Raw genomic sequence first — 24,867 nt, forward strand, 5'->3', positions numbered from 1 at the left:
TTATCCCCAGCGCCGCTGCATAAGTTCCCAGTTCTTATCCCAGTTGGGCGAGCCCGCGCCGTTCGGGCGCAGCAGGTCGGCCATCTCGTCTGGGCCGAGTTCGCGGTACTCGCCGACATCAAGGTTGCCGAGCCACAGGCCCCCGGTGCGGTAGCGCATCAGGCGGGTCACAGGGTGCCCGATGGCGGCGAGCATGCGACGCACCTGCCGCTTGCGACCCTCGCCGAGCACGATGAAGGCACCACCCGTGGCTGGTGAGGCGCTGATCGCGCGGGCCGGGCCGTCCGTGAGCGTGATCCCTTCGGTCAGCGCGTCGAGTTCCTCGGCGGTGGGGTCGTGGTCGCCGTCGGTCCAGGCACGGTAGGCCTTTTCATGTCCGTAGCGCGGGTGGGTGAGCGTCAGGGTCAGGTCGCCATCGGTGGTGAGGATCAGCAGGCCCTCGGAGTCACGGTCGAGGCGGCCCACGGGGTGCAGCCCAGGGATGTTCGGCATGGCGTCGAGGACGTTGCGGCGGCCGTACTCGTCGCTGGCGGTGGTCACGTAGCCGGTCGGCTTGTACAGCGCGAAGGTTCGGGCTGGAGCGCGCTCCAGTTCGACCAGTTGACCGTCGATCCGGACGTCGTCGGCGTCCGTGACAGACTGGCCGAGCGTGGCGGTGACGCCGTTCACGCTGACCCGCGCGGCCGAGATCATGGCCTCGGCCGCGCGGCGGGAGGCGACCCCGGCCCGCGCGAGGCGTTTGTGAAGGCGCTCGCTCACAGGCCGCGCCGCTGCCGGGACGGGTAGGCGAGCACGGCGGCGGCGGCCAGCACACCCAGCACGATCACCACGCCCAGCAGCAGCGGTCGGGCCGTGGGGGGCAAGGTACTGCCCGCCGCGATCACCGGGGCCAGCAGGGACGCCACCACCAAGAGGTTTCCTCCCACCAGCGCGCCCGTTCGCAGGCCATCCGGGCGGGCGCTGCCAGCCAGGGTCGAGGCTCCCCACGCGAGCACCACGCCTCCGGCCACGCGGGCCAGCCACAGAGGCGCGACGCCCAGTAGGGCGGCAACCGCTGGTGGCAGGAAGTACAGGTACAGGCCGGTGAGGACGAAGATCACGCCCGTGATGAGGAAGACAGCGCGCAGCACGCCGCACAGTGTAGACCGCGCTTCCTGCCGTGACGCGCCATGGCGCTCTGCTAGCCTCTGGCGCATGCCGGTCATCGCCGTGGACAAGCCCCTGAACCTGACCTCGCACGACGTGGTGGATCGCACGCGCCGCGCCCGTAAGACCCGGCGCGTGGGGCACACGGGCACGCTCGATCCGCTGGCGACCGGGGTGCTGGTGCTGGCGGTCGATGCGAGCACGAAACTGGTGCAGTTCATGGAGGCCGACAGCAAGGATTATCTCGCGTGGGTGGCACTGGGCGCTTCTACCGTCACGCTCGATACCGAGGGGCCGGTGGACAGCGTCGCGTCCGTTCCGAACCTGGACGCGAACGCGGTGAGCGTGGCCCTCGCCGGATTGACTGGTCCGCAGCAGCAGATTCCGCCGCAGTATTCTGCCATCCAGGTGGGCGGCCAGCGGGCCTATGCCGTGGCCCGCGCGGGAGGTGAGATCGACCTGCCGGCCCGATCCGTGATGATCCATGCCCTGGAGCTCCTGGGCGTGTACCCGAGTGTGCAGGCCGCGCCGAGGCACTTCTCCCCCACTCCGGACGGCTGGGCACCGCACGCGGACGGACGGGCATTCACGCTGCCGCAGCCGCTGGGCGAGCATCCGACCTTGCTCATCCGCGCACGCGTGGGGAGTGGCACGTACCTGCGCTCGCTGGCCCGCGACCTGGGAACAGCCCTCGGCGTGCCCGCCCACCTGGCTGGGCTGGTGAGAACCCGCGTGGGCCGACACCGCCTGGAGCACACCGTGCCGCTGGAGGACGTGGCTGAGGCCGACGGGCTGGATGACCTCGAGGCCCTGGAATTCCCGCGCCTGGAGGCCGATGAGCGGCTGGCGCTGCAGCTGCGGCAGGGAAAACGGCCCGAGCATCCTGCGGTGGGGCGATACGTGGTCACACTGGATGGTCGGCTGGTGGCGGTAGTGGACGGTGACGGGCAGACACTGAAGGTCGTGCGCGCATGGGCTCAGTGACGGCTGGCCCGCGCGTTTGAGTCCGGGCCGCGCGACGGGATAGGGTGGGGGCGACAACAAACTGGATACTGGCACGACGAACGGTTCACACGGGAGGCGCATGGCAGCAGTGGTGGGAGTGATGGTCAGCGACGATCCGGCCGAACGCCGGGTACCCCTGGTGCCGGACGTGGCCCGCAAACTCGCGGGACTGGGCGCGGGAATCGTGATGCAGCGCGGCGCCGCCGACCGCGCCCCCTACCCGGACGTGGACTATCCGGACGTGACCTGGGTGGAATCGGCCGCCGAAGTGGTGGCGCGTGCAGACGTGCTGTGGGTGCTCGGCCCGCCACCGGACGACCTGCTGCGTCAGCTCCGGCCGGGAACGGTTCTGATGGGCCTGCTCCAGCCGTACGCCAGCGCCGACCGGGTGCGTGCCCTGAACGACCGGCAGGTGACGGCCTTCGCCATGGAACTACTCCCCCGCATCTCGCGGGCGCAGTCGATGGACATCCTGTCGTCACAGGGCGCAGCGAGCGGCTACCAGGGCGCATTGATCGCGGCGGGCCTGGCGCCGAAGTTCTTTCCGATGCTGACCTACGCGGCGGGCACCATCCGGCCCGCGCGCGCCCTGATCGTGGGCGCCGGCGTGGCGGGTCTGCAGGCCATCGCCACGGCAAAACGCCTGGGAGCCATCGTGGACGCCTATGACGTGCGCCCGGAGACGCGGGAACAGATCGAGTCGCTGGGCGCGAAGTTCGTCGATACCGGCGTGAGCGCGGCCGGCACCGGCGGCTACGCCCGCGAACTGACCGACGACGAGAAGGCCGCGCAGGCCGAGAAACTCGCGCGGGCCGTGGCCGCCAGCGACGTGATCGTCACGACCGCCGCCATTCCCGGCCGCCGCGCCCCGGTGATCATCACCTCGGTCATGCTCGCCGGCATGAAGCCGGGTTCCGTGGTCGTGGATCTGGCCGCCGAGACGGGCGGGAACGTCGAGGGTACGGTGGCCGATCAGGAGGTGGTGCTGGATGGCGTGCGGGTCTTCGGCCCGACCCACCTGCCGTCGCGGATGCCGGTGCACACCTCGGAGATGTACGCGAAGAACCTGCTGAACTTCATCACGCCGGCCCTCTCGGGCGGGGAACTGAAGCTCGACTGGACGGATGAAGTGATCGCCGGCACCGCCCTGACGCACGCAGGCGCCGTCGTAAATGACCGTGTGCGCCAAGCCCTGAACCTCACCAGTCCCTGAACCTCGCCTGACCCGATTCCCCCCAGTCGTCCCGGAGGATGCCCGAATGGATCTGTTTTACCTGTACATCTTCATGCTGGCCGCGTTCACTGGCTATGAGGTGATCGCGCGCGTGCCCGTGATCCTGCACACCCCGCTGATGTCCGGCTCGAACTTCGTGCACGGTGTGGTGCTGGTCGGCGCGATGGTCGTGCTGGGCCACGCGGTCACCCCGCTGGAGCAGGGCATCGGGTTCTTCGCGGTGCTGCTCGGGGCCGCCAACGCCGCCGGAGGGTACGTGGTCACGGAGCGGATGCTGGCCATGTTCCGCAGCGACCGGCCCCGGATGCCTGCGGTGCCCGGCGCGGAGCGCGTGAAGTAGGCATGCAGACCTTCATCGACCTGACGTATTTCGTGGTGGCGGTGCTGTTCATCCTCGGGCTCAAGGCCATGGCGTCCCCAGCCACCGCGCGGCGCGGCATCGTGTGGGCGGGCGTGGGCATGGTGCTCGCCACGCTGGTCACCTTCCTTACACCGGGCCTCCAGAACATCGCCCTGATGATCGTGGCGATCGTGCTGGGCGGCGGCGCGGCGTGGTACCTGGGCCGGGTCGTGAAGATGACCGACATGCCGCAGATGGTCGCCGTGTACAACGGCATGGGCGGCGGCGCGGCGGCGGCCATCGCGGCCGTAGAGTTCGCGCGCGGCGAGGTTCATGGCGCGCTGCCCACCACGCTGGCCGTGCTGGGCGCACTGATCGGCTCGGTGGCCTTCAGCGGATCCGTGGTCGCGTTCCTGAAGTTGCAGGGCATCATGAAACGCGCGTGGCGGCTGCCCGCGCAGAACATGGTGAATGCCGGACTGGCCGTGCTGGTTGTGCTGCTCGGCCTGCTGATGGTCGCGTCTGGCCCCACACCTGCCGTGCTGGTGGTGTTCTTCGTGCTGGCCCTGGCGCTGGGCGTGGTGCTCACTTCCCCGATCGGCGGGGCGGACATGCCTGTAGTGATCTCGCTGCTGAACGCCTTCACGGGTCTGGCGGTGGGCTTCGAGGGGTACGTGCTGGGCATTCCGGCCCTGATCATCGCGGGGATTGTCGTGGGCGCATCGGGCACGCTGCTCACCCAGCTGATGGCGCGGGCCATGAACCGGCCGATCACCAACATCATCTTCACGCCCCTGACCGGCGAGGCGCAGACCGGTTCGGGCGGCGTGGTGGGCACCATGCGCGAACTGAGCGCGCTGGACGCTGCCGCCACCATGCGCTACGCCCAGCGGGTGGTCATCGTGCCCGGCTACGGCATGGCCGTCGCGGGCGCCCAGCACAAGGTGCAGGAGATGGCGAAACTGCTCGAGGAAGCCGGCGTGGACGTCCGGTTCGCCATTCATCCGGTCGCGGGCCGCATGCCCGGCCATATGAACGTGCTGCTGGCTGAAGCGGGCGTGCCCTACGAGAAGATCTTCGACCTGGAGGAGATCAACGCGGATTTCCCCCTGACCGACGTGGCCCTGGTGATCGGCGCGAACGACGTGGTGAACCCGGTCGCGCGCCACGACAAGGGCAGCCCCATCTACGGCATGCCGATCCTCGATGCCGACCGGGCCGCCCAGGTGATCGTGGTCAAGCGCGGCAAGGGGGCCGGGTACAGCGGCATCGAGAACGAACTGTTCTATCAGGAGAACACCAGCATGCTGTACGGCAGCGCGCAGCAGGCCATCGCGGACGTGGTCACGAACCTGAAGACCATGGGCTGATCGGGCCGCCCGGCTGGCAGCGCCTCCCACCGGGGTTCAGGCAGAGCGAATCCAGGTGCCGGATTCAGAAGAAAGATGCAGGCCGCCTGAAGCACCGTGATGCCTTCAGGCAGCCTTGTCGTACCTCACCGTGGCGAGAAGGTCAGTGTCAAGTGTGCCACAAATCCACGTTCTGACAGATTTGTCACACGGGAAGAAGGCGTTCCAGACGGACATTGGCGTACCGGGCACGGAGAATGCGCCTTGAATGTGACTCGAATGTGAACAGCTGACCACCGGTCGCCCTGTGCCCCCATTTTCCCCCACTGCTCCCCCCGAAGGGGGGCTTGTCGGCCCACGGCGATGGTCACGGAGGAGTCACACGCGGGACGGACACTTCATGTGTAGAAGTTCACGGTGCCCGCGCTGGTCACCACAGGTTCTTCCCGGAGGCTACGCCCATGAACAAACGCACCCGTCCTCTTTCTTTCATGTCCCTGGCGGTTCTGGCCATGGCGATCACGGCCTGCGGGGGCACTCCGGCCGTGACGGCCACGCCAGCCGCCCAGGGTGAGACCAAGCTGGTCACGCTGCGCATCGGTCCGGGCGTCACGAGCGCTGCCCTGACCTCCACCGTGACGGGCGCCCAGGTGATCGCGTTCGACCACACCACCGGTCGTGCCGTTCTGAGCGTACCCGTCGACACGGCGAGCAAGTTGTCCAGCGCCAACCTGAGTGCCCAGGCGCTCGGGAGCCTGGACGCCGGTGTCCTGGGCGTAGAAGCGGACGGCGTGATGAAGGTTCTGGCCGACGACCCCGAAGCCGACGCGCTGGGCCTGACGACCTGGGCGGGCGGCCTGACCACCTGGGCGGGCGGCCTGACCACGTGGGCGGGTGGAGCCCTCACCTGGGCGGGCGGCGTGAACTTTCTGAACAGCTCGGATCTCGCCAGCGCAGGTGCCTACTGGAATAAACTCGGCATTCCCTGGGCCCAGAAGCTGATTCCTGAACTGGGGACGGGCGTCACGGTGGCCACGATCGACACCGGCATCGACCTGAACCACCCGCTGCTGCAGGGCCGCATCGACACCGCCAACAGCTGGGACTTCATCGGCAACGACGCCGTGCCGCAGGAGGAGAACTCTGGCGGGAAGTACGGGCACGGCACGGCTGTCGCCGGAGTGATCCTCCAGATCGCCCCGAACGCCAAGATCCAGGCCTACCGCGCCCTGAAGCCCGACGGTTCCGGCGCGATGTCGAATGTGATCGCCGCCATCACCAAGGCCTCGACGAACGGGGCGCGCGTCATCAACCTCTCGCTGGGCTCCACCACCAACTCTCTGGCCCTGAACACGGCCGTCGCAGCGGCACTGGCCAAGGGCATTCTGGTCGTGAACTCCAGCGGGAACGCCGGTACGGAAGGCGTCGTGTATCCCGGCGCCGCCCTGGGCACGCTGCAGTTCCCCCTGACCAGCGGCCTGATCTCGGTCGGCAGCGTGACCCTGGACCTGAAGAAGTCCTCGTTCAGCCAGTACGCCAAGAACCTGAGCATGACGGCCCCCGGTGAACTGATCCTGACCACCTTCCCGGATGCCCGCCTCGTGAAGGCGAGCGGCACGTCCTTCGCGGCCCCCGCCGTGAGCGGCGCGCTGGCCCTGGCACTCTCGACCGGCGCCACCAGCGCCAGTGTGGCCGCCAACGTGAAGGCCACAGCCTCGGCGAACCTCGACCCCACCTTCAACCCCGAACTGGGTGCCGGCACGCTGAACGTGGGCGCGCTGGCCGACAACTACCGCTGAGGCTCCCATGCAGAAGATCATCCTGAACTTGCCCGCCGGGCCTCAGTCCCACTCGACCCTTCCGACCTCCGCTCCTCTCACTCCTCCGGGCACCCTGCACGCGGGTAGCCGCGGCATCTGGAAGGACACCCGCACCAAACCCCTGGCCGCCTGATCCGCACCCAGCGGACACGCCCCGCCGGGAAGGGCGGGGCGTGTCCGCTGGGTGCTCTAGGCTAGCGGTGATGTCTCCCCGTGTGCTGCTCGTCCCGCCGGATACCCGTCCTCCCACGCTCGACCTGCCCGCCGCGCTGGCCCGCATGACGGGCGCGGCCGTGAGCGTGCCGCCCCCAGCGGCGCTGCCCGACTTCTTTACGCCGGGCGACCCCGCTCTGCTGAGAGCGTGGCTGGAGGCGGCCGCCCCGACCGCCAACGTGCTGGTGGTGTGCGTGGAGACCCTGTGTCTGGGCGGCATGATCCCGGCGCGGCGGGTCTCGGATGACCTGGACGTGGCCCTGGAACGCCTGGCCGTGTTGGCCTACCTGAAGGCGCACCATCCCGCCCTACGGATCTATGCCTTCGGGGTGATCGTCCGGGTGGCGCACGACAACGATCCGCACGAGGAGAAACCGTACTACGGTCAATGGGGCCGTGAACTCCGCGCGTACTCGGTGGCCTTCGACCGGCACGCCCGGCACGGGGACGGCGAACTGGCCGCGCTGGACGCCGCGCGGGCGGGCGTGCCGGAGGACATCCTGGCCGACTGGTTGGGCACCCGCGAACGCAACCGCGCGCTGCACCTGCGGGCGCTGGAGCTGCTTGGCGACGGCGTGCTGGATCACCTGTGCCTGACGCTGGATGACACGACCGAGTACGGTCTGGCCGCCTTCGACCGGCGCCTGCTGGAAGCCCATGCGGACGACCTGGGCGTGTGGGAGCACCTCGACATCTATCCCGGCGCGGATGAGGTGCCGTGCGCCCTGATCGCCCGCGCGCTGCGCCCCGAGACCGTCCGGGTGTGGGTGCGGTACAGCGGTCTGGACGGTGCCCGCAGCGGTATGGCCTACGAGGATCGGCCCGCCGGGGAACTCGTCCGCACCCATCTGAGGGCTGCCGGATGTGGACTGGCCGACACGCCCGCCGAAGCCGCCTTCACACTGGCGGTGAATACGCCCGGCACGCGGCAGGCCCACCGGCAACCGGACTTCGCCACCGTGGACACCACGCACCGGCACCTGCCCGCCTTCATCGATGCGCTCAGAGACGACCTGCAGGCCGGGCGAACCGTCAGCGTGGCGGACATCGCCTACCCGAACGGCGCGGAGTGGCGGCTGTGGACGCTGATGCAGGGGCTGCCGCTGGCCAGACTGGCGGGCTACAGCGCGTGGAACACGGCCGGGAACACGCTGGGGGCGGCCATCGCCTTCGGAAAGCTCGCGCCGCTGGTCGTGAACCGGGCCGAGCATGCCGGCGCCCTATTCGCCCGGATGGTGGACGACGCGCTGTACCAGGGATGGGCAAGATCGCAGGTGCGTGCACGGCTCGACCAGCCCAGCCCCTTCGACCTCGGGACGCAGCGGGGAGCGGCCGAAGCGCACCTGCGCGAGCTGATCACCCCGCGCATCCATGACCTCTGGAACACGCACTTCGTTGCTGGAGGCCTGGAATTGGAGGTCGGCACGCCCAACCTGGCGTGGCCGCGCCTGTTTACCGGCGTGTTCCCCATGGTCGTGCGGGAGCGCGCATGAGCGGCGCGCTGCTGGCCCTCGATCTGGGGGGCACGTCCATGCGGGCCGCGCTGATCGAGGACGGTCAGGTCACGACGCGGGTGCAGGCGGCCACCCCCAAACCCTCGACGCCGGACGCGGTGATCGACGCGGCCCTCGTGCTCGCGGCCCCCCTGGCGGCGCAGGCGTCCGCGCTGGGGGTGGCGTGTGCGGGGGCAGTGGCCGCCGGCCGGGTCACCGCGACGGCCACGCACACCTTCCCCGGCTGGGTGGATATTCCCCTGGCGGATCGCCTGAGCGCCGGGCTGGGCCGGCCGTGCCGGGTGCTGAACGACGCGCGGGCGGCCACGTGGGGCGAGGCGCAGGCCGGGGCAGGGCGCGGTTCCTCCGAGTTCATGTTCGTGACGATCAGCACCGGGGTCGGCGCGGGCCTGATCCTGGGCGGACGCCTTCATCTGGCCGGGAACGGCCTGGACGCCGAACTGGGGTTCGTGACGGTGCCCGCCGCGTGGCGAGCGGGCACGCCGGTGCCGCTGCTGGGTGAGCTGGGCGCGCTGGAGTTCGAGTCGAGCGGCACGGCGCTGGGCGGTCAGGCCGCGCAGATGGGCTTCACGGATGCCCGCGCCCTGTGCGACGCCGCCGAAGACGGCGATGCGGAAGCCGACGCCGTTTACTCCCGATCTGCGGCGCTGATCGCGTGGAAATGTGCGGATGTGGCCGCCCTGCTGGGCATCACGCGGGTGGCGCTGGGCGGCAGCGTGGGCCTGCGTGACGGGTACCTGGAACGGGTGCGCGCGGCCCTGACGCACTTTCCGCAGTGGTACCGGCCGGAGATCGTACACGCGCAACTGGGCGCCGACGCGGGGCTGATCGGCGCAGCGTTGTGGGCGGGAACAGCGGCGGAGTCAGGGAGCCGGTGAGCGACGGCCCACGATCCAGCCGTCCTCCACGCTGGCGAACGGCGATTGCAGCAGGCTGATGAGCGTGCGGCCCTCCTCTGGACTCGGGGGCGCGACCGTGTGCCAGGTGCCAGCGACCTGCACCTCGATCTGCGACCCTCCGGTCTGCGGGTCGACCTGAACGCGGTAATTGCCGATGGGATGGGAACCGTGCGGAATGGCCGGGACATGCATGGTGACCTCCGGTGGTGGGCGGCAGGCCTGGACGTGGCCCTTCTGGGTGGATGGTGCCCGGCTCCACATGACCGCTTCATGACCGCCTTTCATTCGACAGGTTCTGTGGCCCGCCGCGCTTCAGAAACCGCCGGTCGGGCCAGCGGTATTTGCCGTCTGACAGCGCTCCTTCCTCACCGGTGGACGGCGTGTTAGGCTCGCGCCACCATAAGGAGAGGACTCATGACGGACACCCTGACAGCCGGTCTGCTGCCCTTCGAGCACGAGCCGTATCACCGCTACTCCGACCCCGCTGTGGCCGACGCGCAGCGCGCCGCGTTCCGGATCGTGCGCGAGCAGTACGTGGGCCGCACCTTCCCCCTGATCGTGGCCGGGCAGGAGGCCCAGGGCAGCGGCATCACCGACGTTCACAATCCCGCCGATACCCGCGAGATCGTGTGGCGCTTCCAGAACGCCACGCCCGATCAGCTGGAGCAGGCCATCCGAGCCGCGACGGCCGCGTTCCAGGACTGGCGCTACAGTGATCCTCTGCAACGCGCGAGCATCTTCAAACGGGCGGCCGACCTGCTGCGCGCCCGTCGGCTGGAGTTCAACGCCGTGATGACCCTGGAGAACGGCAAGAACTGGATCGAGGCGGACGGCGAGGTCGCCGAATCCGTCGATCACTTCGAAGTGTTTGCCCGCGAGACGCTGCGCTGGGCCCAGGGCAAGGCCGTATACCCCATGCCGGACGAGCACGTCACGATGGACTACGAGCCGCTGGGCGTGGTCGCGTGCATCAGCCCGTGGAACTTCCCGAGCGCGATTCCACTGGGCATGGCGCTGGGCGCGATCGCCGCCGGAAACACCGTGATCTGGAAGCCCGCGCCGGAAACGCCCCTGTCGAGCTACCTGATGGTGGAACTACTGTTCGAGGCGGGCCTCCCCCGGAACGTGATCCAGTTCCTGACCGGCACGAACGACGTGCTGGGCGATCCGCTGGTCGACCACCCGGACGTCCGCATGATCGCCTTCACGGGCAGCAAGGCCGTCGGCTGCCGCATCTACGAACGGGCGGCGAGGGTGCAGCCCGGCCAGAAGTGGCTCAAGCGAGTGATCGCCGAGATGGGCGGCAAGGATCCCACCGTGGTCTGCGCCGACGCGGATGTGGACGCCGCCGCGCTGGGGATCGTGCAGGCGGCGTTCGGATACAGCGGCCAGAAGTGCTCGGCGTGCTCCCGCGTGATCGCCGAGGACAGCATTCACGACGAGCTGCTGGAGAAGGTCACGGCCCTGACGCGCACCCTGAGGGGCGGGCGGCCGGAAGACAACGCCGATCTCGGGCCGGTCATTCACGAACGCAGCGCCGCGCGGATCATGGAGCTGCTGGCCGACGGTCAGGGCAGCACGCGACTGGTGCTCGGCGGCGACCGGCCGGACACGGGGGATAGCACGGGCGGGTACGTCTCCCCCACGATCCTGGCGGACGTCGCGCCGGGCGATCCGCTGTTCCAGCAGGAGATCTTCGGGCCGGTGCTGACCTTCACGCGGGCCGACTCGTGGGAGCACGCCATCGACCTGGCGAACGACAGCGAGTACGGCCTGACCGCGTCGTTCTACAGCCGCGACCCTGCCAAACTCGCGGCCGCCCGCCAGCGGATGCACGTGGGAAACCTGTACATCAACCGCAAATGCACGGGTGCCCTCTCGGGCACGCACGCCTTCGGCGGCTACGGCATGAGCGGCACGAACGCCAAGGTGGGCGGCCCGGATTACCTGTTCTGGTTCCTCCAGACGAAAACGGTCGCCCAGCGGTACTGATGCCTCTTCATGGCAGGGTGTCCAGCCACGCGCGGGCCTCGGGCTCGGTGGCCACGAAGCGGATCAGCGGATGGTGACGGTGTTCATAGGCCAGTTCCACGAAGCGCTCTCCGTACGCGGCGGCCTCCGGAATCACGAGAACCACGTGCACGCGGTAATTCGTGAACTTCTGGAACACCTCGCCGGCCAGGCCGCTTCGAAGGTCGAAGAACTCGGGCGCGACGTCCGCTTCCGTCAGGATCAGGCCGTGCACGCCGAGGGCCGCGCCGACCACCGTGTTCACCTCCGCCCAGGTGAGAACCGGCAGGTTCAGGTCGCGGGCCGTGGCGATCTGCCGGGAGGCGCCCGTGTTCATCATGGACGCAGGGTACAGGGGTCCAGCAGTGCGAGACTGGACGCATGACCGACACGCCCCCCCCTGACGACCGCACGACCCGCGCCCAGTTGGCCCTCGCGCGCCTGCTGCCCAAACTCTTCCGGGGCGGACAGGCCTTCGTGGGCGTCGAGGCGTCGCTGAGCGGCCTGACGGACGAGCAGGCGGCCACCCGCCCGGCGGGGCTGCCGCACTCGGTGGCCGAACTGGTGGCGCACGTGAACTGGTGGAACCGCTGGATGCTGGACATTATCGAGATGGGCACCGCCCAGCCGTATCCGAAGCGCGCCGCCGATACCTGGCCCGAGATGGGCGCAGGGGACTGGGGCCGCGTCCGCACGGAGTTCTACGACCTGCTGGCCCGCGTGGACACGCACGCCGCCCGGCCCGACCTGGCCAACCCCGTGAACCACGAGGAAACCATCGGGGAACTCCTCGCGGACTTCGCGCTGCACACCGCCCACCACTTCGGGCAGATCGTCACGGTACGGCAGGCCCTCGGGGCATGGCCTCCCCCTGGCGGCGGCGACACGTGGTGACCCCCCGAACCTGAGATCGAGAAGGGCTATCTGATGTCCAACGTCTTTTACAGGAGCACCAAGTCCTATCCCACCGCCGTGCGCGCCGAGGGCGTGTATCTCTACGACGAATCCGGCCGGCGTTCCCTGGACGGATCGTCCGGGGCGCTGGTCGCGAACGTCGGTCACGGTCGCGCGGAGGTCGCGGAGGCGATGGCCGCGCAGGCCCGCACCCTGGCCTTCGTGCACGGCTCGCAGTTCACGAGCGACGTGCTGGAGGACTACGCAGCGCGGCTCACCGACTTCCTGAACCTGCCCGGAGGTCGCTTCTGGGCGGTATCTGGCGGCTCCGAGGCGAACGAGAGCGCCATCAAGCTGGCCCGGCAGTACCACGTGGAGCGGGGCGAGCCGGAACGGTTCAAGGTCGTGACCCGCGTGCCCAGTTACCACGGGGCGTCGCTGGGCGCGCTGGCCGCGTCCGGCATGGGCGCGCGGCGTGAACTCTACGCTCCGCTGATGCGTGAGGATGCGTGGCCGAAGATGCCCAGACCCGACCCGTCGCTGTCCGGTGAGGACGATGCCGACCGGGTGCGGGCGGTGCTGGAGGCAGCCGGGCCGGAGTCCGTGGCAGCGTTTATGTGCGAACCCGTGGTGGGGGCCTCAGACGCGGCGCTCGCTCCGACTTCCGGCTATCACTCGCGGATCGCGTCCATCTGCCGGGAGTATGGAGTGCTGTTCATCGCCGACGAGGTCATGAGCGGCATGGGCCGCTGCGGCGCGCCGCTGGCTGTAAGGCTGGGAGGCGACGTGATGCCGGACATCGTGGTGCTCGGCAAAGGCCTCGCGGCCGGGTACGCCCCGCTGGCGGGCCTGGTCGCCAGCGCCCACGTGTACGACACGGTCATGCAGGGCAGCGGGGCCTTCAAGCACGGCTTCACCTACGCGGGCCACCCGGTCAGCGTGGCGGCGGGCCGGAGCGTACTGGACATCGTGCAGCGCGACCATCTGGTGCAGGCGGCGCAGGAACGCGGCACCCAGCTCCTCAGCGGGCTTCAGGACTTAAAAACGCGGCATCCGCATGTGCTCGACGTGCGCGGACACGGCCTGCTGCTGGGCGTGGTTCTGGGCGATCCCGCCACCGGGCAGGCATTTCCCAGAGCAGGCCTAGCGGAACGGGTGGCGAGCGCCGCGCGGGCACGCGGCCTGCTGACCTACCCCGGATCCGGCGCGGTGGACGGCACGCGCGGCGACCACCTGCTGCTCGGGCCGCCGCTGAGCATCACGGCAGACGAAGTGACGGAGCTGCTGGAGCTACTCGATGGAGCGCTCGCGGCCACATCGTCCTGACTGGCCTCCACCTTATCTGGGTCGTCGTTTCTCGGCCTGCACCATCTGGGTGAACTGAAACAGGCGCGGCGCGCGGCCCCAGCGTGTGCGGTCGCCGGCCACGCGCCAGATCCACTCGACGCCCAGGCGACGCGTCCAGTCTGGGGCGAGTTGGGCACTGCCCGCCAGGACGTCCAGCACGCCGCCACAGCCGATCATGACGGGCACGCCCATGACCTGCCGCCAGTACTGGTTGAAGGTCTCCTGGCGCCGGGCACCCATGGCGGTGAGCAGCAGGTGCGCGCCGCTCTCCCGCACGAGTTCCGCGACCCGCTGATCCTCGGGCAGGTCGAAGTAGCCGTGGTGCGTGCCAGCGACCTGAACGCCGTAGTCGCGGGCGGCGTTCTGCGCGGCGAGTTCCGCGACGCCGGGGCGGGAGCCGAGGAAGAACACGCGCAGGTCGCCCCGGTGACGCTCCATGAGCCCCTTGACGAGGTCGTAGCCGGGCGCACGGGGGACATCCTGGTTCAGCAGTTGCCGAGCGGCCCAGACGATGCCCACCCCGTCCGCTGTGACCAGGTCGGCCGCCTGGATGGCCTGCACGAAATCCGGCTGGGTCTGGCACTGCACGATGAATTCCGGGTTCAGCGTCACGACCGTGTGCGGGTCGCGTGCCTCCTGGAACATCCATGACCCCAGCTGGCCCAGGGCCTGATCGAGGGTCACGGGATCGAGGGGCAGGTCGAACAGCGACACGCGCGGTGGCAGAGAGGGTGCGGTCATGCTGCGGGAATTGTAATGCGCGGCGGGGGTGACGGGCGGTGACGACGCCTGTGCGCGCCCCGTGCGGCATACTGCTACGCATGTTGCCCGGAGCGTTTGGTGCCTTGCCTGCAGACGCGCAGTCGCACCTGCTGAGTGCGGGACGTGCGGGCCGCTGGTCGCGGGGTGGCCTGCTGTTCCACCCGGAGGACGCCGCCGAGACCCTGTTCCTGCTCACGCGCGGGGCCGTGCGGCTGTACCGGCTAGGCAGCGGGGCGCGCGAGGTCACGCTCGACGTGCACGGGCCGGGCGACCTGCTCGGCGTGAGCAGCCTCACACCGGGCGCATCGTACGGCATGTACGCCGAGGCGATGGACGAGGCCGAGGCGCTGCTGCTCGGGCAAGACGTCTTGGCCCGTGTGCGACAGTCGCAGCCGTCCGTGGCGGTCGCGCTGGGTGAACAGCTCACGCGGCAGACGCGCGGCGTGCAGGAGCGGCTGTCCGGCCTGGTGTTCCTGGAAGTGTCGCAGCGCCTGGCCCTGGCCCTGCTGAACCTCGCGGAACGCGAGGGCGGGTGGCCGCCGGGCGGCACGCTGGCCCTGAAAGACCGTGTCTCCCACCAGGATCTGGCGCACGTGGTGGGCAGCACGCGGGAAACGATCACGAAACTGCTGGGGGACTTTCGGACGCGCGGCCTGCTGGACATCGGCTACCGCCGGATCGTCCTGACGGACAGAGACGGCCTCACGCGGGCCATGCAGGAACCGCTGCGCTGAACAGACGGCACGAGCGGCGGTTGATCACGAGTCGAGCTGCCCGGACAGACCGTCCGGGTGGGAAGGAATGGGACTGAAGTGGCGCGGAATGTGGCAACGGAGTACATGGCGGGCAGACTGGACGGATTCTTCCGCCTGATGCCCGGCGATCTGGCGGGCGCGGCGGCTTCGCTGCGGCCGGACATCGACCGGGAAGCCCTGGTGGCCGCCCTGCGCGCCTATCACACGGATCTCGGCACGCTGGACAGGGGGGTCGAGGCGCTCCTGGCGCAGCTGGCGCACCCGGCGTCACGGGTGGTCGTGACCGGTCAGCAGGCGGGCGCCCTCACGGGCCCGGCCTACTCGGTACACAAGGGGGCCGATGCCGCCCTGCTGGCCCGGCAGCTGACCACCGAGGACGCGCCCGTCGTGGCCGTGTACTGGATCGCCAGCCAGGACCACGATGCGGCCGAGGTGGCGTCCACCACGCTGCTCGACCTGTCGGAGCGGCTCCACCACCTGACCTTCGATCTGCCGGAAGGGCGTCCGGTGGGCCGCCTGCCCTGGACGGCCGACTACACCGCGCAGGCGCTGGCCCTGCTGGACACCTTCGACGCGCCCCCGGAGCACAGGGAGCGGGTGCGGACCCGGTGCCGCGCTGCCATGGACGCCGGCGGCAGTTACGCGGACGTGTTTGCCCGGCTGATTCACGGGCTGCTGGGCGGCGCGGGCCTGCTGGTGCTTGATCCGCTCCACCCGGCCCTGGCCCGCCTGATGGCCCCCGCCCTAGCCCGCGAACTGCGCGATCCACTGACCTCCTCGCTGCGGATCGAGGCGGCAGCCATGCGGCTGGAGCAGGGCGGCTTCGTGCCGCAACTGCGCCGCCCGGCCGGCGCGACGAATATCTTCGTTGAGGAGGCCGATGGGCACCGGCGCCTGCTGCGGGTGGATGGCCGCGACCTTCGCACGGACACCCACGCGTACACGCTGGAGGAGCTGCTCGCCCTGCTGGACGACGATCCCACGCGCCTGACCCCGGCAGCGGGATTGCGGCCCGTGGTACAGGACACGCTGTTGCCCACCCTGGCCTTCGTGGTTGGGCCGGGCGAGATCGCCTACGGCGCGCAGCTCCGGGACGTCTACCCGCTGCACGGCCTTGAACAGCCGCTGCTGTGGCCGCGCCTGAGCGTGACGTGGCTCGAACCGAACGTGGCCCGGCTGCTGGAACGCCTGAACGCCACGGCCGCGCAGGTGCAGGCCGATCCGGAAGGCGTGCTGGGACGCTCGCTGGCCGGGGAACGCGGCGCCGCCTCCGTGTCGCGCGAAACCCTCGCCACCCTGGAAGCACAGTTCCGGCAGCTGAGCGGCGAAATTGCGGCGCTCGATCCGACCCTGGTGGGCGCGGTCGAGCGGACGCGCACCCGCACCCTGGCCCGCGTCGAGCGCCTGCAGACCCTCGGCGTGCGCGCCCTGGCCCGCCAGGAAGATGACCGCAGCGGCCAGCTCACCCGCCTCAAAGCACATCTGCTCCCAGGGGGCGTGCCACAGGAACGCGAGATGAACTTCCTGACCTACCTGCTCAAGCACGGTGACACGCCGCTGGACATGCTGCTGGCGCTGCCAGCCGGGTTCCGGGGTGAGCTGAGGATTCCCTAGAACCGCGAGTTCGGCGCCCAGCCCTCAGCTTTTCGGAATGTTCACGTCGAACAGGGCGCGCACGAATTCCTGGCTGTCGAAGGGTTGCAGGTCCCCGGCCTGTTCACCCACGCCGATGAATTTGATGGGCACGCCCAGTTCCCGCACGATGGGCACCAGAATGCCGCCCTTGGCCGTGCCGTCGAGTTTCGTGACGACCACGCCGGTCAGTGGCGTGCTCTCGTGGAATTTCTTGGCCTGTTGGAGTCCGTTCTGTCCGGTCACGGCGTCCAGCACCAGCCACACCTCGGTCGGTTCGCCGGGGTCGGCCTTGTCTATCACGCGGCGAACCTTCTTGAGCTCCTCCATCAGGTTGTGCTTGGTGTGCAGGCGCCCGGCGGTATCTATGAACAGCAGGTCGGTGCCGCGTGAAGCGCGGGCCGTGGCGGCGTCGAAGGCCACGGCCGCCGGGTCGCCGCCATCCTGGCCCTGCACGACGGGCACGCCCAGGCGGGTGCCCCACTCGCCTAACTGGGCTCCGGCCGCGGCGCGGAAGGTGTCGCCGGCCGCGAACATGACGCTCTTGCCGCGCGTCATGTAGTACTGACCGAGCTTGGCGATGGTCGTGGTCTTGCCCACACCATTCACGCCGATGACCATGACCACGTGCCCCTTCGGATCAACGGTCTTGCGGCGGGCGTCCGGGGCGAAGCCCAGCTTGCGGAACTCGGCGCGGCGGGCGTCGGGTTCCAGTTGCAGGGTCAGGGCGTCCATCAGGGCGTCCTGGAGGTTCTTGCCCTCGCTGCGGCGCACGTCCTCGAGAATCTCCTCGGTGGCGGCGCGGCCCACGTCGGCAGCGATCAGGGCGTATTCCAGATCCTCGATGGTATCCAGGCGGTTCGTAACGACATCCCGGACATCCTGTCCGAGGAACCCGGCGGTGTCGTTGATCTGCTTGCGGGTCTTGCTCAGGCCGTCGCGCAGGCGTTCGAGCCAGCTCACGCGCGAACGGCCTGACGGGGTGGGATCGGAGTGCTCATCCGCCTACCATAGCGTCAGGACTAAGCGTCAACGGTGTCCGTTCCGTGGCCCCGCCGGTCGCGCAACAGGGTCAGCTTCACCATGCCCAGCCGGCTGCGGCCCAGCACGCCCCTGGCCAGCACGCGGTCGCCCAGGGCCAGGACGGGCACGTCGTCCCCGTACCGGGCTTTCAGGTCAGCGTCCATATCGACATCGACCGGACGATACGCAAACTCCAGCGCCCGCAGGTGCTCCACCGCCAGTTCGCACAGGTGGCAGCCCACGCGGGTGTACAGCGTCAGTTCCGGCAGGCCCATGCCACGAGCTTACGCCGGAACGCGGTGCAGGGCGGGTTCGCGCGTCAGGATGGACATGGCCAGCACCGGGGCGTACATGTCCGTCTGGGTGATCAGGTCACCGACATTGCTGAAGGTTCGCAGCACCTGTCCGCCCTGCCGCACAGCGAAGATCTGGCCTTCGGGCGCCACCTCGATCAGCCACGGTGCGTCGGCGGGTTCACCCACCAGCGTTTCCAGGGCGAAGGTCGCGCCGGGGGTGCCGTCGGCCTCGATCTTGCGGAGTTTGCGCGCCACGCCATCCACGATGTACACCGCGCCGAACTGGTCGATGCCCAGGCCGTCGAGCTGGCGCAACGCCTCGCTGGTGCGGTCGAGGCGGAAGGCGTAGCGGCTGACATAGTCGCCCTGGGCGCTGAAGCGCTGCACCTCGTTGTTCCCGATGTCCAGCACGTACACGTTGCCGTCCGGCGAGGCGACGATGGACCGGGGTCGCTCGAAGCGGCCCATGCCCTGACCGCGCCCGCCGAAGCGCCGCACGAAGCGCCCGAGCTGGTCGTACACGACCACGTGGTGCGCCTCGGCATCAAGCACGTACACCTGATTCTGCGTGACGGCCAGGTCTACCGGTTGCAGCAGTTCCCCGTCCGTAAGGCCGTACGCGCCGAAGCTGAGGAGCTCGCGGCCCTCGGGGTTCAGTTTGCGAACCATGCCGCCCGCCTTTCCCTGTCGGTATTCGGCCATGGTGATGTAGACGTTCCCGTCGTCATCGCCCGCCACGGCGTTGGGAGCCGTGGGCAGGCTCCCGCCGCCACTGCCCTGATCCTTGAGACTCTGGCGAAGTTTGCCGCGCACGTCCAGCAGGCGCAGGGTGCCGCGCTTCTCGCCCACCGAGAGGGCCAGCGCGACCGGATCGCTGAAGACCTCGTCGGTCATGACGCCAGCGTCGATGCGGGCGATCACGTCGTCCAGGGTGGGGCGCTGGGCAGGATCTTTCTCGATCATGTGCAGGATCAGGTCGTTGAGCTTGCCCGGCACCTCCAGCCGCACCTGCTTGGGCGGTTTGGGCGACTCGAACACCTGCTGGTGCACGACGGCCTCGTAGGAACCCCGGAAGGCGGTCTGGCCGGTCACCATCTCGTAGGCGAGCAGGCCCAGCGAGTACATGTCGCTGCGGGCGTCCACGCGGTTGCCCTTGGCCTGTTCCGGCGCCATGTAGATCGGCGTGCCCACGCGGGCCCCGGTCATGGTCAGGCGGGTGAGCACCTTGCCGACCGCGATGCCGAAGTCCATGAGCTTCACGCCGCCCTCGCGCAACTGACCATCGACGAACGCGTTCTTGAGCACCATGACGTTGGCGGGCTTGATGTCGCGGTGCACGACGTTCTGCATGTGGATGTGCCGCAGCGCGTCGGCCAGTGCCCGGATGACCTGTACGCTCTCGCTGAAGGTCAGGGTACGCTTTTCCAGTTCGCCTTCCAGGCTGTCGCCGTCGAGGAATTCCATGGCGATGTAGTGCTCGGGCGTCTGCATACGGTAGTCGTACACGCGCACGATGTTCGGGTGGCTGAAGCGCTTGAGCACCTCGGCCTCACGGTAGAAGCGCTTCACGAACTTGGCGTCGGCCAGGTACTTCTCCTGCGGCACCTTGAGGGCCACGATGCGGCCGTCCTGGCGGCGCTTGGCACGGTACACGCTGCCCATCCCGCCGATCCCGATACGGTCGAGCACCTCGTATTCCTGGAAGCGCAGTTCGGACATCGTCTGGTTGACGCTCGTCCGGCGGGACGGGGGCACAGGAGTGGCCGTCCTCTGCACGCGGACGGGCCTGGGGGCGGGCCTCGAACGGCGCACCGGCTGGGACTCGGAGGCGCGGCCCAGCAGGAAGGGCGCGCTGGCCACGATGACCGCCGCGACCGCCAGGAACCCCTGGAGGCGTTGCAGGCCAGCCAACGTGAACTGTCCCTTGCCGCCACCGACGGGCAGGTGGACGGACATGGCGGCCAGCAGGATCAGCAGGGCCAGCGTGGCCACCGTGGCCACCACCGTCAGGATGCGCTCCGAGGCGCGGATCGACAGCAGCAGGCCCACGATGAACAGCGCCGACAGCAGCAGCGGAGTCATGCTCGGCTCCGTGCAGGTCGGGGGTACGTGCTGACGGGCGTGCTCATTGCCCCAAGTTATACCCGAGTGCCCTTGCGGCAAACTTACAAGCAGCCTCCGTCTCCCCCATCAGGCCGCTGGCTCAGGGCCCGGCCAGCAGGCATACTGAACCCGACATGCGACGCCGCATCGCCCCCGTCCGTCCTGCCGGGCCCCGGTTCCGGCACGGCCCCGCTGTTGTGCTGGAGGGCCACTGTGACCCTGTGGCCTGAACTGGTCGACCTGTACGAATACAAGGTCGCGGATTTCGTCGACGGACGGGTGCCTCGGGGGGGCAAGAGGTCCTTGCTGAACCTCCGCAGCGACCTGCTGTCCGCCGATCTCGAACCCACCCTGCAACGGCGGCTGATTGAGGCGGACCGGCGCTTCCGGGCATTCACGAAAACCGGTCAGGCGCCACAGACCGGTTCGACCTTCGTGCAGCGCAGTATTCCCACGGCGGCCTGGCAGGCCCCGGTCACCGCCCGGCCGGACGAGGCCCTGGCGTGGGAGGAGTTGCAGCGCCTGTCGTGGCATGACCGCCTGCTCTCGGAATTGCAGGGGCTGGTGGCCCAATGGTCACGGGAGTTGAACCTGCTGAGCCTGCGGGTGCTGTATACGGCCTCCGAGAACGCCGAGCGCCTGCTGCACCCCGGTCAGGAGCGGCTGGCGGTGCCGACCTCGAACGATCCGCTGGTCAGCCTGCTCGACCGTTCGGTACAGGAGGAACTGATCCACGCGGTCGCGGGTCTGCTGAGCAGCAAGGACGGCGAGATCCGGTTGCGCGCCGCCCTCTCCGAACTGCATGAGGCCCCGTTTCCACGTCACCCTGATGAGGACGTGTTGGCCTCGCGGATCGAGGCGGTGTACCGCGAGTTGCGCACCGTGGAGGAGCGCGACCAGCTGGTGCGTGCGCTCCAGGAGCAATATCCGCTGCCGCGTGATCCCCGGGAGCGTCCGGCGATCCGGGAGAGCGTCCGGCTGGTAACGCAGAAGCTGGAGCCGCTGCTGGCCGGGGGGCCACAGGCGTCCATGGGCACCGTGCCGCACCACAGCGTGCTGTACGCACCGCAGGCGGAGCTGGCCTTGGGTGTTCCGGACGACGCCGCCGATGAGCTGGTGGTGTTTCTGCCCGGCGGGCAGGCGATGCGCTGGCGGAACGTGGACTGGCGCTGGCAACGCATCGGTCAGCACTGGCAGCTGGTGGCCGGAAGCCAGGTAGCCCTGCTCAAGCCGACGGAATCGCCCGCCGGGCGGCGGCTCCGGCTGGACACGCCGTCCGGCATCTTCAAGCTCTTCATCAGCGGGTCGTTCGCCCTGATCCGCGCCGAGGTCTCTCCGCAGGAGGAGCTGGGGCGCCGGTCGTCGGTGGGGCGCGCCGTGGCCTTGCTGCTCGATCCCTCCGGCGATTACGCGTACCTGCGGCTCGCGCGGGCCACGGCCCAGCTGCTGCGCGACGGCCGGATCGATCCGCAGGCGCTGGGCCCCCGCAGTGCCGAGCGCTACAAGGTCGCGTCGCAGGAGGCGCTGCTGACCTTCGCCCGTAAGGGCGTGACCACCCTGCTGACCCGGATGGAGGCCATGGCCCCCAGTGAGGTTGCGCAGCATGTCCACGAAGCGGCGCGCAGTATCGAGATGGGCGCAGACCGCGCCGCGCACCTGACCGAGATGCTCCATGTGGCGATCCACCAGCCGGAGCTGCTGCCCCCGCCGATCACGACCACCCAGCTGGACTTGCCCCTGAATGGTCAGTTGCTGAGCCTGCACCTGACGGACGACCCGCTGACCCTGCTGGTGGGTGGACGGGCCCTGACCCTGCGCGCGGATTTTCAGGGTCGGCTGGCGGCGGTCCTGCCGGGGTTCGCGGCCCAGTACCTGCAGGATCTGCTGGTGCTGAGGCTGCAGGATCTGAGTGTGGTGCTCGCCCGGCATGGCCGTTGGCTGGCGGTGGCAGCCGAACTGGACACCCAGGACACTCGGGACGCGGGCGGTTCTCCGACGCTGATGACCGACGGCTCGTAACCCACACCGATCCAAGCCAAACTGACGAGACCGTGATGGGGGCTGCACGTTCCTCATGCGTGGCTCATGAGCGCCTGCGGCCAGCCCGATAGGGTTGACAGCGACATGATCCGTTCCCTCCTGACCTCCGCGCTGGTGAGCGCTGCCCTGCTGGGAACAGCAGCGGGAGCCACCCCGGTGAAACTCGCGAACCTGCCCCTTTCCGTGGAACCGAACGCCCGTCTGCTGACCCTCAGCACCGAGGGAATCCGCACGGCCTTCCCGGCGGCGGCCGGTCGACCGGACGCGGTGTTCATGACCGAGGATCGCAAGGTCAGCGTGGCCTTCGAGTGGCGCACCAGCAAACTCGCGGTGAATGAGATCGAGAAACTAGTGGCTCAGTTTCCGGCGGTGATCCGGTCACAGGTGCCGAACGTGAAGACCCTCAAGGCCACGCTGGTGCAGGTCGGCGGTACCCCCTGGGCCCAGTTCGTGTTCACCACCTCGCCCAGTGCCGCGCAGGGCGACGATCTCCGGCGCGAATTGCTGGTCACCAGCCTGGGTGGCCGGATGCTGGTGCTCACGATCGCGGGAAATCTCAAGGACTACTCCAGGAATGAGGCGGTCGTCCGCACCCTCACCAATTCGGTTCACCTGAACTGATGTCGGCCGGTGCGACGTGGCTGGGGCCCTGTGCTGACCGGCCACGGGCCACCATCACAATCTTCTCCTGGCTCGATCATGATGCCAGCGGCCCTTCCGTGAGAGAATCAAAGCAGTGAGACCGTGCAGGAATTAAGAGACATCCCGGCGCTGGGCGCCCTGGAGCCGCTCAGCGAGCACGCGGGCGTTCTCTGTGCCGCGGCCGTATGGCGGGATCAAACCGTGTTCGTCAAGACGCTGACCATCGACTATCCGGATGCCGCGCAGCGGTTCCAGCATGAGGGGCGCGTGGCTGCCTCGCTGAACCACCCGTTGATCGTGTCGCCGCTGGTCTTCACGGATCGGCAGTTGGTCTTTCCGTTCGTGCCGGGCGGCACCCTTCGTGACCGGCTGGAGCGCGGCGCCCTGCCGCCCGAACAGGCGACCGAGGTCGTGCTGGGGATCCTGCATGCGGTCGCGTACCTGCACGAGCGGGGCGTCACCCACCAGGACGTGAAACCGGAGAACATCTTGTTGCAGGGTGGAGAGCCGGGGTTCTGGAACGTCCGGCTGATCGATTTCGGCATGAGCCACTCGCGGGCGCTGCCCCTGGATATCCACAGCGGCACGCGCATGGGCACGCCGCACTTCATGGCACCCGAACAGTTCCGTGGCGTGCGCGGCGATCCGCGCAGCGACCTGTACTCGGTGGGCGTTCTCCTGTTCGACTGCTTGGCGGGTCACCCGCCCTTCGAGGATGCCCTGGGCTGGCTGGCCGGTCTGCACGACCGTCTGGCCCCGCTGCCGGGGCCGGCGGAACTGCACCCGATCCTGCACCGCACCCTGCTCCGCAACCCGACCGAGCGGCCGGACAGCGCCGTGGCCCTGCGTGACGAACTGTGTGAGGCCCGGCGTGTTCTGGGGTATCCACCGGTCGGGCCGTCGGGCCCCCACCTGCCCCCGTGCCCCTGATCGCCTTTACCGGGCCGCGCTTTCTGGCCGAGGAGACCCTGCGCACCACCCTGTCCGGGCGCGGCCTGAGTGTGCGCGATCTGCCATGGCTGGCCGGCGAGGAGGTCACAGCGCCGGCGCTGGCCCCGCACCTGTCGCCGGGGCTGTTCGGTGATGGCGGCGTGATCGTGGATCTGCTGGGAGCCAAACCCGACAAGGCGCTCATGGAACTGCTGGCCGGCGCTCCTGTGACGGTGGCGGTGCTGGATGAGTCGCCCGCGGCCACCCGCCTCAAGGTGTACGAGGCGCGCGGCGAGGTGATCGCCACGCCTGGCCCTGCACGGCCCGGCGACGTGACCGGCTGGGTGGTGACCCGCGCGAAGGCCATGAAGGTGCCGCTGGGCAAGGATGCCGCCGCCTATCTGGCCGAGGTGTTCGGCCTCGATCTGGCCGGCATTACCGGAGAGCTGACGAAACTGGAACTGCTGGACGGCCCCTTCGACCGTGGGCGCGTGTTGGCCGTGGTGGGCCGCGAGCCACCCGGTGACAGTTTCGCGATGCTGGGCGCGGCCACGGCAGGCCGTCCCGGTGAGGCCGTGATGCAGCTCCGCCGCCTGATGGCGTCCGGCGAGGATCCGTTCCGGCTGCTGGGCGCCGTGGTGTGGCAGTACTCGCTGGTGGCGCGCTGCGTGGCCCTGATGGCGCTGGACGGCCGCGTGAATGAGAATACGGCGGCGCAGCGCCTGGGCGTGAAGCCCTTTCCGGCCAAGAAGGCGCTGGAGGTGGCGCGGCGGTTGAACGAGGCCAAGATCCGTGCCCACCTGGGCCGGATTCTCGATGCCGACCTGGCCATGAAACGCGGGCTGGATCCGGCCGTGACGCTGGAACGGCTAATCGTGCAGCTCAGTCTGTAAGACGGGACGGGTCGCGTGTC

Annotated in this window: 25 protein-coding genes; 17 read left to right on the plus strand and 8 right to left on the minus strand. The window is 69.2% G+C overall.

Annotation, left to right across the window (positions count from 1 at the left end):
- Both E7T09_RS06450 and E7T09_RS06455 read right to left on the minus strand, forming a co-directional pair.
- A complete protein-coding gene (locus E7T09_RS06450; RefSeq protein WP_136388250.1) occupies positions 1-759 on the minus strand; it encodes a pseudouridine synthase in 759 nt (252 codons plus the stop codon).
- Positions 756-1,130 carry a hypothetical protein gene (locus tag E7T09_RS06455; protein WP_136388251.1) on the minus strand — a complete coding sequence of 125 codons (375 nt, stop codon included), beginning with the start codon at positions 1,128-1,130 and terminating at the stop codon, positions 756-758. Before E7T09_RS06455 ends, E7T09_RS06450 begins: the two co-directional genes overlap by 4 nt.
- Positions 1,131-1,194: 64 nt before the next feature.
- Here E7T09_RS06455 and truB point away from each other — a divergent pair, with 64 nt between their 5' ends.
- The 8 genes from truB to E7T09_RS06490 all read left to right on the plus strand — a co-directional run bounded on the left by truB (position 1,195) and on the right by E7T09_RS06490 (position 9,499).
- The gene (gene truB / locus E7T09_RS06460) at positions 1,195-2,130 is read left to right on the plus strand and encodes a tRNA pseudouridine(55) synthase TruB (protein WP_136388252.1); all 936 of its coding nucleotides are present in this window, start codon (positions 1,195-1,197) and stop codon (positions 2,128-2,130) included.
- Positions 2,131-2,230: 100 nt separating this feature from the next.
- Positions 2,231-3,364, plus strand: a complete 1,134-nt coding sequence (locus E7T09_RS06465; protein ID WP_136388253.1) for an NAD(P) transhydrogenase subunit alpha — start codon at positions 2,231-2,233, stop codon at positions 3,362-3,364.
- Between the two features lie 46 nt (positions 3,365-3,410).
- Complete coding sequence (locus E7T09_RS06470) at positions 3,411-3,725, plus strand: NAD(P) transhydrogenase subunit alpha (protein ID WP_136388254.1); 315 nt, start codon at positions 3,411-3,413, stop codon at positions 3,723-3,725.
- Between the two features lie 2 nt (positions 3,726-3,727).
- Entirely contained in the window at positions 3,728-5,095 is a 1,368-nt protein-coding gene (locus E7T09_RS06475; RefSeq protein ID WP_136388255.1) for an NAD(P)(+) transhydrogenase (Re/Si-specific) subunit beta, read from the plus strand.
- Between the two features lie 470 nt (positions 5,096-5,565).
- Entirely contained in the window at positions 5,566-6,873 is a 1,308-nt protein-coding gene (locus E7T09_RS06480) for a S8 family serine peptidase (RefSeq protein WP_136388256.1), read from the plus strand.
- A gap of 7 nt (positions 6,874-6,880) precedes the next feature.
- Complete coding sequence (locus E7T09_RS21850) at positions 6,881-7,027, plus strand: hypothetical protein (RefSeq protein WP_168734719.1); 147 nt, start codon at positions 6,881-6,883, stop codon at positions 7,025-7,027.
- 70 nt (positions 7,028-7,097) lie between these two features.
- Complete coding sequence (locus E7T09_RS06485) at positions 7,098-8,600, plus strand: DUF4127 family protein (protein ID WP_136388257.1); 1,503 nt, start codon at positions 7,098-7,100, stop codon at positions 8,598-8,600.
- Positions 8,597-9,499, plus strand: a complete 903-nt coding sequence (locus E7T09_RS06490) for an ROK family protein (RefSeq protein ID WP_136388258.1) — start codon at positions 8,597-8,599, stop codon at positions 9,497-9,499. The genes E7T09_RS06485 and E7T09_RS06490 overlap by 4 nt, the downstream gene beginning before the upstream one ends.
- Here the strand turns inward: E7T09_RS06490 and E7T09_RS06495 are convergent.
- Positions 9,485-9,712 (minus strand): hypothetical protein, encoded by a 228-nt coding sequence (locus tag E7T09_RS06495; RefSeq protein ID WP_136388259.1) that lies wholly within the window; start codon positions 9,710-9,712, stop codon positions 9,485-9,487. The genes E7T09_RS06490 and E7T09_RS06495 overlap by 15 nt on opposite strands.
- Before the next feature lie 222 nt (positions 9,713-9,934).
- Between E7T09_RS06495 and E7T09_RS06500 the strand changes: the two genes are divergently transcribed.
- Positions 9,935-11,512, plus strand: a complete 1,578-nt coding sequence (locus E7T09_RS06500) for an L-glutamate gamma-semialdehyde dehydrogenase (RefSeq protein WP_136388260.1) — start codon at positions 9,935-9,937, stop codon at positions 11,510-11,512.
- 7 nt (positions 11,513-11,519) lie between these two features.
- On the opposite strand, the gene E7T09_RS06505 is transcribed toward E7T09_RS06500, so the two are convergent.
- Positions 11,520-11,870 carry a DUF4180 domain-containing protein gene (locus E7T09_RS06505; RefSeq protein ID WP_240741643.1) on the minus strand — a complete coding sequence of 117 codons (351 nt, stop codon included), beginning with the start codon at positions 11,868-11,870 and terminating at the stop codon, positions 11,520-11,522.
- Positions 11,871-11,911: 41 nt separating this feature from the next.
- Here E7T09_RS06505 and E7T09_RS06510 point away from each other — a divergent pair, with 41 nt between their 5' ends.
- Both E7T09_RS06510 and E7T09_RS06515 read left to right on the plus strand, forming a co-directional pair.
- The gene (locus E7T09_RS06510; RefSeq protein WP_136388261.1) at positions 11,912-12,424 is read left to right on the plus strand and encodes a DinB family protein; all 513 of its coding nucleotides are present in this window, start codon (positions 11,912-11,914) and stop codon (positions 12,422-12,424) included.
- A gap of 33 nt (positions 12,425-12,457) precedes the next feature.
- Positions 12,458-13,750 carry an aspartate aminotransferase family protein gene (locus E7T09_RS06515; protein ID WP_136388262.1) on the plus strand — a complete coding sequence of 431 codons (1,293 nt, stop codon included), beginning with the start codon at positions 12,458-12,460 and terminating at the stop codon, positions 13,748-13,750.
- 12 nt (positions 13,751-13,762) lie between these two features.
- Here E7T09_RS06515 and E7T09_RS06520 read toward each other — a convergent pair whose 3' ends face one another.
- Positions 13,763-14,512, minus strand: coding sequence for a WecB/TagA/CpsF family glycosyltransferase (locus E7T09_RS06520; RefSeq protein ID WP_136388263.1), 750 nt, complete (start codon positions 14,510-14,512; stop codon positions 13,763-13,765).
- Positions 14,513-14,592: 80 nt separating this feature from the next.
- Between E7T09_RS06520 and E7T09_RS06525 the strand changes: the two genes are divergently transcribed.
- Positions 14,593-15,267 (plus strand): Crp/Fnr family transcriptional regulator, encoded by a 675-nt coding sequence (locus E7T09_RS06525; protein ID WP_136388264.1) that lies wholly within the window; start codon positions 14,593-14,595, stop codon positions 15,265-15,267.
- A 105-nt stretch (positions 15,268-15,372) separates the two neighbouring features.
- Positions 15,373-16,902 (plus strand): bacillithiol biosynthesis cysteine-adding enzyme BshC, encoded by a 1,530-nt coding sequence (gene bshC, locus E7T09_RS06530; protein ID WP_240741644.1) that lies wholly within the window; start codon positions 15,373-15,375, stop codon positions 16,900-16,902.
- 24 nt (positions 16,903-16,926) lie between these two features.
- Here the strand turns inward: bshC and ftsY are convergent, their stop codons facing one another.
- From ftsY to E7T09_RS06545, 3 genes are read right to left on the minus strand one after another with little or no spacing between them, the layout of a single operon-like run.
- Positions 16,927-17,883, minus strand: a complete 957-nt coding sequence (gene ftsY, locus E7T09_RS06535) for a signal recognition particle-docking protein FtsY (RefSeq protein WP_136388266.1) — start codon at positions 17,881-17,883, stop codon at positions 16,927-16,929.
- A 59-nt stretch (positions 17,884-17,942) separates the two neighbouring features.
- Positions 17,943-18,218 carry a glutaredoxin family protein gene (locus E7T09_RS06540; protein ID WP_136388267.1) on the minus strand — a complete coding sequence of 92 codons (276 nt, stop codon included), beginning with the start codon at positions 18,216-18,218 and terminating at the stop codon, positions 17,943-17,945.
- Between the two features lie 9 nt (positions 18,219-18,227).
- Positions 18,228-20,321 carry a protein kinase gene (locus E7T09_RS06545; protein WP_136388268.1) on the minus strand — a complete coding sequence of 698 codons (2,094 nt, stop codon included), beginning with the start codon at positions 20,319-20,321 and terminating at the stop codon, positions 18,228-18,230.
- A gap of 234 nt (positions 20,322-20,555) precedes the next feature.
- On the opposite strand from E7T09_RS06545, the gene E7T09_RS06550 reads away from it, so the two are divergent.
- The 4 genes from E7T09_RS06550 to holA all read left to right on the plus strand — a co-directional run bounded on the left by E7T09_RS06550 (position 20,556) and on the right by holA (position 24,847).
- Entirely contained in the window at positions 20,556-22,361 is a 1,806-nt protein-coding gene (locus E7T09_RS06550; protein ID WP_136388269.1) for a hypothetical protein, read from the plus strand.
- Between the two features lie 105 nt (positions 22,362-22,466).
- Positions 22,467-23,003, plus strand: a complete 537-nt coding sequence (locus E7T09_RS06555; RefSeq protein WP_136388270.1) for a hypothetical protein — start codon at positions 22,467-22,469, stop codon at positions 23,001-23,003.
- A 123-nt stretch (positions 23,004-23,126) separates the two neighbouring features.
- A complete protein-coding gene (locus tag E7T09_RS06560; protein WP_136388271.1) occupies positions 23,127-23,954 on the plus strand; it encodes a serine/threonine-protein kinase in 828 nt (275 codons plus the stop codon).
- Positions 23,945-24,847 (plus strand): DNA polymerase III subunit delta, encoded by a 903-nt coding sequence (holA, locus tag E7T09_RS06565; protein ID WP_136388272.1) that lies wholly within the window; start codon positions 23,945-23,947, stop codon positions 24,845-24,847. The genes E7T09_RS06560 and holA overlap by 10 nt, the downstream gene beginning before the upstream one ends.
- The last annotated feature ends 20 nt before the right edge of the window (positions 24,848-24,867 follow it).

The organism is Deinococcus sp. KSM4-11, from assembly GCF_004801415.1.
GTDB lineage: Bacteria > Deinococcota > Deinococci > Deinococcales > Deinococcaceae > Deinococcus.